The organism is Streptococcus vestibularis ATCC 49124 (assembly GCF_000188295.1).
Lineage (GTDB): Bacteria > Bacillota > Bacilli > Lactobacillales > Streptococcaceae > Streptococcus > Streptococcus vestibularis.
The window spans coordinates 316,871-327,086 of the sequence record NZ_GL831112.1 but is presented as its reverse complement, the minus strand read 5'-3'; the positions used below and the strand labels follow the sequence as shown (position 1 = coordinate 327,086).

The window sequence follows — 10,216 nt, the reverse complement described above, 5'->3', positions numbered from 1 at the left end:
TTTAGCACGACTCGGAAAGTCTGTGAAATAGTCTTTTCTTATCATAGTGATAAGAAAATCATATCACTGATAACACTATCTTGTTGAGGTTTAAACAGATTTTTGAGAATTTCTCTAAACGAATCCTTATTTTAGGAACAAAGTGAGAATAAACCAAGGCTTTCCGCCGTGAGAAAAACACCTGACATTTTAACGTTTCAGGTGTTCGGAAGTTTTGAGTCCTTAGGCTTAAAACTTAGTCATGGAACTTCTAAGAAGGTCACTGATGTCCGTTGTTACCTAAGGAAATCCTCAAAAGAAAACTTTGTTTTCGATCTAAAGCTGAGACAGCAGTCTCACCTTTTAACCATCTTATTTCAAATCACTGACGTAATCGCCACCAAAGTATTCCTTACTGAGTTTGGCAAGGGTTCCATCCTTCTTGAGCTCTTTGATACGCTTATTGACAAAAGTCTTGAGTTCCTTACCTTGCTTATCATTTGAGAAAAGAAGATATTCAAGGCCATCAGTCTTCATACCGATATCGTCTTTAATCTTGTTTACAGCCAACTTATAGCCTTGATCTTTAACAATGTACTCAGACGAAATGGCATCATAAAGGATAAAATCAATTTTTCCTTCTTGAATGTGTTGAACACGCGTTGAAAGACCAGTTGAGCTAGAAGCGTAGTTGATTGTAATTGGTGTCTTGTCCGCATTGGCGTGGTTCCAATTTTCAAGCAACTGAGCGTAGTTAGAGCCAGGAAGCACCTCTGTCGTCTTACCAGACAAATCGTCTAGGCTAGTATACTTGGTACCCTCAACACTGGTGATTGCATAGTTAGAACGTGAAATCGGATCTGAAAAACTATATTTCTGTGCACGCTCTTCATTGTAGTTGAAATCATTAGCTGCAATCTGATAACGTCCAGAATCCACCCCTGTCAAGATGGAATCAAAAGGCGTCGTCACAAACTTGACCTCATACTTGTCCGAATCCTTGAAAACAGCCTTTACCAAATCAATATCATACCCCTTGAAGTCGTCACCTTTTTTGAAAGTGAAAGGCGCCGTATCAGAGTCTGTCGCAACAGTAATCGTCTGCTTTTCACCAGATACCTTACTGTCACTTTTGTTTCCACAAGCTGCCAAAGTCAAAACCGACAAGCCAAGAATCCCTATGCCTGCAAGCCATTTTTTCATATCTATAATCCTCGATACCTTCATTAATAGTTAGTGATAACAGTTTACCATCTTCATCCAAACTCGTCTAATAATAAAAACCTAAGAGGTGATAGATAAAGGTTATAGGGATAATGCTAGAAATAGCAAGATAGAAAAGAGCTGCCACATCAGTGACAACTCTTTTCATCTTTAACATATTACATTAAATATTGATTGTCTAGTATTCATGTGAAATACTATCAACCTATCACTCCTATATAATCCTAAGAGGGAAAACAACTAAAAATAATCTATTATCCACACTACTTGTCCTTACCTGATAACTTATTACTTGAGTCGCTACTATCTTCAGGTTGATAGTCTGACAAATTATCATGGATACGTTCGGCGTAAACGGCTTTACTTCCTGATTCATCATGGCCAACCAGATCCTCGACAAGTTCTTTATAATCTTTTGTAGAGATAGTCCAGTTGCCCCCATTATCTTCGGTAAATTTGAAGGTCCTTTCCAAATTATCTGCACCTGTCAAAGGTGTATAGAACAATTCTTTATCAATATTCTTAAATTGCGTTAAATCACCGTTAAAGTTTTCACCCTAAAGAAACTTCGTTGTGAGATCTTTGACCTTACCCTTTTCATCATTACTCTTATCAGATTGGTTCCAGTGCTTCAACTTGTCAATATTAATACCATAGAGACTCATGAGGAGAGTACGAACAGCAGCTTCAGCTCCATGGACACTAACAGAGCGTGAAGTAAAAGTCACTGTTGCTTCATTTTCCTTGACTTTAACATCCTTCAGTTTATAGTCCTGAATCTTGCCAATCATATTACGGCGTACCCTGAGAAACTTTGAAAACACTTGAGTTGGTGCCTTAGCATTATAGCCTTCGATGTACTTATAGGTGTAATTTTCTTCAGGCGTGAATCCCTTCTCTTCAATAGTATCTGCAACCTGTTTTTTAAAGACATTCGTTTCGGTCCATGTTTCGTAATTTGTTCTGTATAGTTTTGAAAAACCGTTACTTGATTTTCCAAGCATGATATCAATAAAAATCGTCGTATCAGCCTTGACACGTTATGTCGAAGTTGATTCGTTTTTCTTTTTAGCTGGCTTATTTGAAGTACAGGCTACAAGAACCAAGAAAGTTGTTAAAGTCAAGCACAGGTAAGTAAAAACTTTTTCATTACTTTTATTACCTCATTTCTATTACTTACTAATTAAGATAGCACAGGTCTGATGATGCTTTAAGGTCAACTGGCAACGTAACAAGTCAAAACTCTACTATATATAATATAATCACGCCAAATCGTCTAAGTCTAACTGTCTACCTTCTTGATCTTCCAAACCTGTCAGCGTAACACCCAACAGTCGGACACCACTGCTATTTTCGTCTAGCTGATCAAAAATGCTATGGGCAATCCTTTCGATGGTGTCAAAGTCCTGGGTCGATTTGTCCAAGGTCATCCGTTTGGTTAGGGTTGAAAAGTCCGAATAACGAACCTTGATAACAATGATACGACCGACTTTTTTATTTTTCTGGGCACTTTCCGCTACCCGTCTAGCATTCTTAGTCAACTCAGCCTTGATGTCATCTTCATTATACAGGAGCTTACCATAGGTTCGCTCACTTCCGATAGATTTACGGACACGGTTAGGCTTTACTGGGCTATTGGAAATTCCTCTAGCCTTTCGAAAGAGATCGAAACCAAAACGGCCAAAGCGGTCTATTAAGGTTATCTCAGGAATTTTCAAAAGATCGGCACCGATGTATATATCCATGTCATGAAGACGCTCAACTGACTTTTTACCAACACCATGAAACTTTTCAATAGGTAGCTTTTCCAAAAATTCCTGAGCCTCCTCTGGAAGTACCACCGTCAAACCAGCAGGCTTTTGAAAATCAGAGGCTAGTTTGGCAATAAATTTATTATAGGAAACGCCTGCAGAACAAGTCAGATGGAGTTCCTGCCAAATATCATACTGGATAAGCTTAGCCACCTTAACTGCAGACTTGATACCAAGCTTATTTATCGTCACATCAAGATAAGCTTCATCGATAGACATAGGTTCAACCAAGTCGGTATAGCGTTTAAAAATCTCACGAATTTGCATCCCCACCTCTCGGTAATGGCTATAATTTCCTGAGATAAAGACAGCATTAGGACAACGTTCATAGGCTTCCTTAGAAGACATGGCTGAATGGACACCATATTTTCTAGCCTCGTAATTACAAGTAGACACCACACCACGGCCTCCTGTTTTTCTGGGATCATGACCGATAATAACAGGTTTGTCTTTAAGACTAGGATCATCTCTCATCTCGACCTGAGCAAAAAAGGCGTCCATGTCAATATGGATGATTTTCCGACTGGTATCATTAATTAGAGGGAACTCTAGCATGGCTTCTTGCCTCCTTTCTCAGATTCGTTTCATTATAAAGATCTTTACAGAAAACTTTGGGCCTACAAAGCACTCTCCCCCCTATAATACCAAAATCTATCAAAAAACAGAAATTTATACTACAGATTTTCAGTTTTATAAACTGTATTATAAAAGAATGTCTCTAAAAACGCAGTTTTAAAGTTGTGTAAGCGGTTACTGTGTGATAGAATACTTTTAGAGAATGTAACAGATGATTTTGTTACTAGAATTATAGGAGATCCAAACTATGGCAACGGTTAAAACTAACACAGATGTTTTTGAAAAAGCGTGGGAAGGCTTTAAAGGAACTGACTGGAAAGAAAAAGCTAGCGTTTCACGTTTCGTTCAAGCAAACTACACACCTTATGATGGTGACGAAAGCTTCCTTGCAGGACCAACTGAACGCTCCCTAAAAATTAAAAAAATCGTAGATGAAACTAAAGCAGGCTATGAAGCTGAAGGACGCTTCCCAATGGATACTCGTCCAACTTCAATCGCTGACATTGACGCAGGATACATTTCAAAAGAAGATGAACTTATCTATGGTATCCAAAATGATGAGCTCTTCAAATTGAACTTCATGCCTAAAGGTGGTATTCGTATGGCGGAAACTGCCTTGAAAGAACACGGTTATGAACCAGACCCAGCTGTACACGAAATTTTCACAAAATACGTGACTACAGTTAACGATGGTATCTTCCGTGCTTACACTTCAAACATCCGTCGTGCACGTCACGCTCACACAGTTACTGGTCTTCCAGATGCTTACTCACGTGGACGTATCATCGGGGTTTACGCTCGTCTTGCCCTTTACGGTGCTGACTACTTGATGCAAGAAAAAGTTAACGACTGGAATGCTATCAAAGAAATCGACGAAGAAACTATCCGTCTTCGTGAAGAAGTTAACCTTCAATATCAAGCACTTCAAGACGTTGTTCGCCTTGGTGACCTTTATGGTGTAGATGTTCGTCGTCCAGCCTTCGATACTAAAGAAGCTATCCAATGGACAAACATCGCCTTCATGGCAGTATGTCGTGTGATCAACGGTGCCGCTACTTCACTTGGTCGTGTGCCAATCGTCCTTGACGTATACGCAGAACGTGACCTTGCTCGTGGTACTTACACTGAATCAGAAATCCAAGAATTTGTTGATGATTTCGTTATGAAACTTCGTACAGTTAAGTTTGCTCGTACAAAAGCTTACGACCAATTGTACTCAGGTGACCCAACATTCATCACAACTTCTATGGCTGGTATGGGGGCTGACGGTCGTCACCGTGTTACTAAGATGGACTACCGTTTCTTGAACACTCTTGACAACATCGGTAACTCTCCAGAACCAAACTTGACAGTTCTTTGGACTGACAAATTGCCTTACTCATTCCGTCGCTACTGTATGCACATGAGCCACAAACACTCTTCTATCCAATACGAAGGTGTAACTACTATGGCTAAAGACGGATACGGTGAAATGAGCTGTATCTCATGTTGTGTATCACCACTTGACCCAGAAAACGAAGAACAACGCCACAACATCCAATACTTCGGTGCTCGTGTTAACGTACTTAAAGCCCTTCTTACTGGTTTGAACGGTGGTTACGACGATGTTCATAAAGACTACAAAGTATTTGACATCGAGCCAGTCCGTGATGAAGTTCTTGACTTTGACACTGTTAAAGCTAACTTCGAAAAATCTCTTGACTGGTTGACTGACACTTACGTAGATGCCCTTAACATCATCCACTACATGACTGATAAGTACAACTACGAAGCTGTTCAAATGGCCTTCTTGCCAACTAAACAACGTGCTAACATGGGATTCGGTATCTGTGGTTTCGCAAATACTGTTGATACATTGTCAGCTATCAAGTACGCTACAGTTAAACCAATCCGTGACGAAGATGGCTACATCTACGACTACGAAACAATCGGTGAATACCCACGTTGGGGTGAAGATGACCCACGTTCAAACGAATTGGCAGAATGGTTGATCGAAGCTTACACTACTCGTCTTCGTAGCCACAAACTCTACAAAGATGCCGAAGCTACGGTTTCACTTCTTACAATCACTTCAAACGTTGCTTACTCTAAACAAACTGGTAACTCTCCAGTTCACAAAGGGGTATACCTCAACGAAGATGGTTCAGTGAACTTGTCTAAACTTGAATTCTTCTCACCAGGTGCTAACCCATCTAACAAAGCTAAAGGTGGATGGTTGCAAAACTTGAACTCGCTTGCAAGCCTTGACTTTGGTTACGCAGCTGACGGTATCTCATTGACAACTCAAGTATCACCTCGTGCTCTTGGTAAAACTCGTGACGAACAAGTTGACAACTTGGTAACAATCCTTGATGGTTACTTTGAAAACGGTGGACAACACGTTAACTTAAACGTTATGGACTTGTCAGATGTTTACGAAAAGATCATGAGCGGTGAAGATGTTATCGTACGTATCTCTGGATACTGTGTAAACACTAAATACCTCACTCCAGAACAAAAAACTGAATTGACACAACGTGTCTTCCACGAAGTTCTTTCAATGGATGATGCTTTGGGATAAAATGAATAAAGAGCTCGCAATAGCGAGTTCTTTTCTTTTTGTAAAACACTTATTTTTAATTATAATTTTCTAAAAAAACTATAATTTACTTTCTTTCATATTAGCTATAAAATAAAAGCGTTTCTGTTTGGTTTCTCCAGACACTTCATTCTCAGAAGTAGCTCAAAGAACTAAGACTCTGTCACCATCTGACTGCTAGTTTACAAATAACGTGTTAACTAGCATACATGTCGAAAAATAAAAGCATATAGGGAGGATAACTAAGAAAAGTTTTAAGCTAATTGGATTATTGTCTCTTATAGCCGGTACCATCCTACTCGTAGCCTGCCAGTCTGAAACTCAAAGTAAAACCTCTAAGCCTCAAGAAGTCCAATGGAGCTATGCGGGTATAACTAGTCCTGAACATTGGGGTGACCTTTCTAAAGATTATAAACTCAGCAAGGCGGATAAGGAACAATCTCACATTAATATCACCGGAGCTGAGAACGTTGATCTCCCAGAACTAAACCTTAATAATCAAGAATCAGAAGGCCAAGTTGAGAATGAACTAGATGGCAAAACCTATACTCTTGTAGGGCATTTCGTCTACAAGACGTATAATGGAAAAATCGCAGTTCTCTCAGTTCTCTATAACTATGGAGATAAAAACCAAGCCTTGCAATTAAGCTGGGATAAAATGCCTCAGGCCACTAATACTGAAACGGATTTATCTCAGGCTATCTCACTTGATGATTTCTATCCTGAAAACAAGGTCTATTGCAACTTTGAAGTCTCATTGACAACACCGCCTTGTACTGAAGGCGTTAACTGGATTGTCTTCAAAAGCCAAGAAACTGTTAGTAAGGAACAGGTGGAAGAATTCACCCAAGCTCTTGGATTTGAAAACAACCGTCCTATCCAAGATGCAAACGGCAAAAAAATTAAAGAATAAAACCTATCAAAAGCTTGGTGACTACTCCTCTCATCAAGCTTTTTCTCATTGACGATAGACTAAAATCTTTGCTACACTATTCCTATGATTATCAAACATACAAGAGATACACTTTCAGAGACTTATCTAGATGCTGTGGCTATTCGAAACACCGTTTTTCGTTAAGGGCCAAGGAGTTCCGCGCTCCATCGAGATAGATGCCAATGAAGCCTACTGCATTCACTTTGTCCTCTATGATGCCAAGGGCCAGGCTACAGCAACCGTACGCCTACTTCCTAACATAGACTGGACACAAGTTACACTCCAACGTATGGCCGTGCTTGACGACTACCAAGGTCAAGGTCTGGGTAGCATCCTCCTAAAAGAGGCTGAAGATTTCGCTCAAGAGCAGAGCTTCAAATCTATTTCTCTCCATGCTCAACTAGGGGCACTTAAGTTCTATCTCAATAATGGCTATCAAGAAGTCGGCCAAATCTTCGAAGAAGCTGGTATCCAACACATCACGGTTGAAAAATCCTTAATAAGTAAAAAAGCTTAAGCAGTAGGTCAACTGCTTAAGCTTCTTCTTTTGTTGAAAATATAGAATAGCCATGCTCGATAGCAAGAACTGCCACATTTTCTCCTGCTTTTAATATTTCTGTTATTTTTTCCAGTATTTCACCCCTATAAAAAGAAGGAGCAAAATTTCCATGTAGACCAAAAAAGTAAGAGACAAGCTTTCTTTTCTTAGAGTGTCTACTCGACCGTTTCACAAACCAACTCCTTCTTCATTATCTCAATCAAAATATCTCTGTCCTTGATCCATTGAGCCCTCTCATCCTTGTAATAGGTACGATTACTGAGGAAAATCCCCGCACGTTGACGAGGGATATTGATAAGCACAAAGGTACCTGTATAACCAGTATGAATAAGCCAATCGCCTTGAAGGTCCCACGCGACACTACGCTCCTTCTTGGATTGACTGATATTTTGCGTCAGATTTTTAGCAAAATCATCCTTCAAATAATGGTTAACAAAGATTTCCAAGTCCTTTAGGGTTGAAAAGAGACCTGCTGAACCTGTGTGCTCTTTGAGCACTCGAGCCTTGGGATCGTGAACAGTTCCTCCCGGAACTCCCTCAACAGTTGGAACAGCAAGCTCAACTGGCCCAAACCGTGTTTCAAACATACCAAACTGTTGAAAAATCTCTATGTCAAAGAGCTTATCCAGAGTTTGTCCAGATAATTTCTCAAGCATCAACCCCAGGAGAATAAAGTTAATATCTGTATACAAGAATGGTTTATCAGACTTAACTTTGATGGCATTTATTGCAGCAATCAAGCCCTTTTGGTCTAATTCATCACGATTTGGAATAAAAGGATCAATTCCGCTACTATGAGAAAGAAGCTGACGAAGGGTTAGCGTCTTGTCTGCTACTTCAGGATAATAGGTGGACAACTTCTCATCCAAATCCAGTTTTCCTGACTGTAAGTAGAAGATACAAAGAGTCCCAACTCCCACCACCTTAGAGACACTAGCTAGATCATAGGTTAAATCTGGAGTTACTGGATTCTTGCCATCCTGAGTACCACAATAGTACTCTTGCCAATTCTTTCCATCATAAAGTGCAAGGCTGGCACCCGGGAAGATGTCAGCCTTGATATAGTCTGTAATTGTTAACAATGTTTGTTTGAAATTAGTCATTATTTTGTTAACCAAACCTCAATATTACTCATATCAGTCAGTGCAAGTAGACTTCCTTTAGGATCTAAATAACTTGAGAACTGTTCCTTGTCAAGTTTCTCATGCAAGACAGCCAAATCATAGTCCTCAGCTACCTTAAATTCTAGAATTTCCAAATCCCAAGTTTGGTCTGGACTTACTTGAAGGTCAGGACCTTCTGCCTTTTCAAAGTGGATAGATAAAGGCAATTCTTCGCCAAACAGATTATCGTAGAAAAAAGCCGCTTGAACCGTATCAACAACATTCAAAGTCAAAGACTGAACAGTAAAGTCTGAAACTCCTTTGAAATCTTCTTTTTCTTCAACATCTGCGTACTCGACTGTCTTTAAAGTTGATAAATCATCTTCAGCATGCACCAAAATAAGACCATTTTCTGGTGAGATAGTCTCAAAAGCGTAACCATTTTCCCCTTGGAAAATAGCCTTAGCTTGATGAACATCACGCGCCAAAAGGTACTCAATCTCAAGTGGATTTGAAACCTTAATGACCACTTTATTAATTTTCTTAGGACCTTCAACTGCACGACAACGGTAAGCTGGAGACTCCTCAATTACAAAAAGTGAGTTACGTTCTGTCCAGTCAGTGAAGACAGCAAGAGCATTTTCCTCAGTCAAAAGCTTAAATCCTAACGTATTTTGGTAAAAATCGATATTTTCTTGTCTATTATTCACACGAAAAATTGGTGTGTGAAACTTAAAATTCCCTGATTGCGTCATGACACCCTCCATTCTTTTCTATTTTATCCAAAAAGAGTCTGTGTGACAAGAATTTTCCTAAGAAAAAATAGGATTGTAATTTTTTCACTTTCTTTCGCATAAATTATGAAAATCATTATATTATCTTTACCTTAGGACTAGCTATTCCTCATTTTAGAATATAATAAAGACTCTGAAAACTTTCGTCAATTATTTGGCGTTTAGACATACCTATCAGGGATTCTTTTTACTACTTGGGGGTTTGTTCTTATTTTTTGATGAGAGTTATTGGGAGCAATCTTATGCTACCGACCCACACCAACTACCATGCGGAACTTCAAAGAACTCTTACGACAACGTCTATCCTCCCAGTAGCCATTAGCATGATGATTACTGCCTTCTTGCAAGAACTACTCTTTCGTAAGTCGGTTTGCCCTTAGTTGGCTCCTTATTCGATAGTTACTGCTTTAGTGAGTACCAGTCTCTTTTTCCTATTCCATATGCCTATCAACCTTGCCCACCTCTTCCTCTATATTGGAATGGGCTTGGCTCTCTCTATGGTCTACCAAAAAAGAGAAAACTTATCTGCAAGTATCACACTTCATGTTTTATGGAATCTTTACACCTTAGGTGCTACAATCCTAGTCATAACTACTCCGATGTAACTGAGAAAACTTTCTCAGTTTTGCTACTTTCAAATTTTTAAGCATAGTCAAAA

Annotated in this window: 11 protein-coding genes and 1 pseudogene; 5 read left to right on the top strand and 7 right to left on the bottom strand. The window is 39.4% G+C overall.

Annotated features, from left to right (window positions below):
• Positions 1-351: 351 nt before the first annotated feature.
• The 4 genes from HMPREF9425_RS01710 to dinB all read right to left on the bottom strand — a co-directional run bounded on the left by HMPREF9425_RS01710 (position 352) and on the right by dinB (position 3,569).
• Positions 352-1,182, bottom strand: a complete 831-nt coding sequence (locus tag HMPREF9425_RS01710) for a transporter substrate-binding domain-containing protein (RefSeq protein ID WP_003094100.1) — start codon at positions 1,180-1,182, stop codon at positions 352-354.
• 284 nt (positions 1,183-1,466) lie between these two features.
• Positions 1,467-1,694, bottom strand: coding sequence for a hypothetical protein (locus HMPREF9425_RS01705; RefSeq protein ID WP_003096200.1), 228 nt, complete (start codon positions 1,692-1,694; stop codon positions 1,467-1,469).
• 66 nt (positions 1,695-1,760) lie between these two features.
• On the bottom strand, positions 1,761-2,207 hold the full coding sequence (locus HMPREF9425_RS10160) for a hypothetical protein (RefSeq protein ID WP_003096198.1): 447 nt from the start codon (positions 2,205-2,207) through the stop codon (positions 1,761-1,763).
• A 258-nt stretch (positions 2,208-2,465) separates the two neighbouring features.
• On the bottom strand, positions 2,466-3,569 hold the full coding sequence (gene dinB / locus HMPREF9425_RS01695; RefSeq protein ID WP_003096195.1) for a DNA polymerase IV: 1,104 nt from the start codon (positions 3,567-3,569) through the stop codon (positions 2,466-2,468).
• Between the two features lie 268 nt (positions 3,570-3,837).
• Between dinB and pflB the strand changes: the two genes are divergently transcribed.
• The 3 genes and pseudogenes from pflB to HMPREF9425_RS01675 all read left to right on the top strand — a co-directional run bounded on the left by pflB (position 3,838) and on the right by HMPREF9425_RS01675 (position 7,619).
• Entirely contained in the window at positions 3,838-6,150 is a 2,313-nt protein-coding gene (pflB, locus tag HMPREF9425_RS01685; RefSeq protein ID WP_003096193.1) for a formate C-acetyltransferase, read from the top strand.
• A gap of 256 nt (positions 6,151-6,406) precedes the next feature.
• Positions 6,407-7,081, top strand: coding sequence for a carbonic anhydrase family protein (locus tag HMPREF9425_RS01680; RefSeq protein ID WP_037621309.1), 675 nt, complete (start codon positions 6,407-6,409; stop codon positions 7,079-7,081).
• Positions 7,082-7,165: 84 nt separating this feature from the next.
• Positions 7,166-7,619: pseudogene (locus HMPREF9425_RS01675) on the top strand (GNAT family N-acetyltransferase).
• Positions 7,620-7,635: 16 nt separating this feature from the next.
• Here HMPREF9425_RS01675 and HMPREF9425_RS01670 read toward each other — a convergent pair.
• The 3 genes from HMPREF9425_RS01670 to HMPREF9425_RS01660 are packed head-to-tail and all read right to left on the bottom strand — an operon-like array spanning position 7,636 to position 9,519.
• On the bottom strand, positions 7,636-7,833 hold the full coding sequence (locus HMPREF9425_RS01670) for a hypothetical protein (protein WP_003094079.1): 198 nt from the start codon (positions 7,831-7,833) through the stop codon (positions 7,636-7,638).
• On the bottom strand, positions 7,817-8,764 hold the full coding sequence (locus HMPREF9425_RS01665) for a serine hydrolase domain-containing protein (protein WP_003096185.1): 948 nt from the start codon (positions 8,762-8,764) through the stop codon (positions 7,817-7,819). Before HMPREF9425_RS01665 ends, HMPREF9425_RS01670 begins: the two co-directional genes overlap by 17 nt.
• On the bottom strand, positions 8,764-9,519 hold the full coding sequence (locus HMPREF9425_RS01660) for a CppA family protein (protein WP_037621307.1): 756 nt from the start codon (positions 9,517-9,519) through the stop codon (positions 8,764-8,766). The genes HMPREF9425_RS01665 and HMPREF9425_RS01660 overlap by 1 nt, the downstream gene beginning before the upstream one ends.
• A gap of 257 nt (positions 9,520-9,776) precedes the next feature.
• On the opposite strand from HMPREF9425_RS01660, the gene HMPREF9425_RS10155 reads away from it, so the two are divergent.
• Entirely contained in the window at positions 9,777-9,938 is a 162-nt protein-coding gene (locus HMPREF9425_RS10155) for a hypothetical protein (RefSeq protein ID WP_248687975.1), read from the top strand.
• Positions 9,939-9,998: 60 nt separating this feature from the next.
• Positions 9,999-10,163: a CPBP family glutamic-type intramembrane protease gene (locus tag HMPREF9425_RS10150; protein ID WP_003096178.1), complete on the top strand. Its 165-nt coding sequence runs from the start codon at positions 9,999-10,001 to the stop codon at positions 10,161-10,163.
• Positions 10,164-10,216 lie beyond the last annotated feature (53 nt).

What these genes read in the sequence shown, in the direction of transcription:
- HMPREF9425_RS01710 (WP_003094100.1), bottom strand. Translation starts at nt 1,182, where the DNA reads ATGAAAAAATGGCTTGCAGGCATAGGGATTCTTGGCTTGTCGGTTTTG.
- HMPREF9425_RS10160 (WP_003096198.1), bottom strand. Translation starts at nt 2,207, where the DNA reads ATGCTTGGAAAATCAAGTAACGGTTTTTCAAAACTATACAGAACAAAT.
- dinB (WP_003096195.1), bottom strand. Translation starts at nt 3,569, where the DNA reads ATGCTAGAGTTCCCTCTAATTAATGATACCAGTCGGAAAATCATCCAT.
- pflB (WP_003096193.1), top strand. Translation starts at nt 3,838, where the DNA reads ATGGCAACGGTTAAAACTAACACAGATGTTTTTGAAAAAGCGTGGGAA.
- HMPREF9425_RS01665 (WP_003096185.1), bottom strand. Translation starts at nt 8,764, where the DNA reads ATGACTAATTTCAAACAAACATTGTTAACAATTACAGACTATATCAAG.
- HMPREF9425_RS01660 (WP_037621307.1), bottom strand. Translation starts at nt 9,519, where the DNA reads ATGACGCAATCAGGGAATTTTAAGTTTCACACACCAATTTTTCGTGTG.
- HMPREF9425_RS10155 (WP_248687975.1), top strand. Translation starts at nt 9,777, where the DNA reads ATGAGAGTTATTGGGAGCAATCTTATGCTACCGACCCACACCAACTAC.
- HMPREF9425_RS10150 (WP_003096178.1), top strand. Translation starts at nt 9,999, where the DNA reads ATGCCTATCAACCTTGCCCACCTCTTCCTCTATATTGGAATGGGCTTG.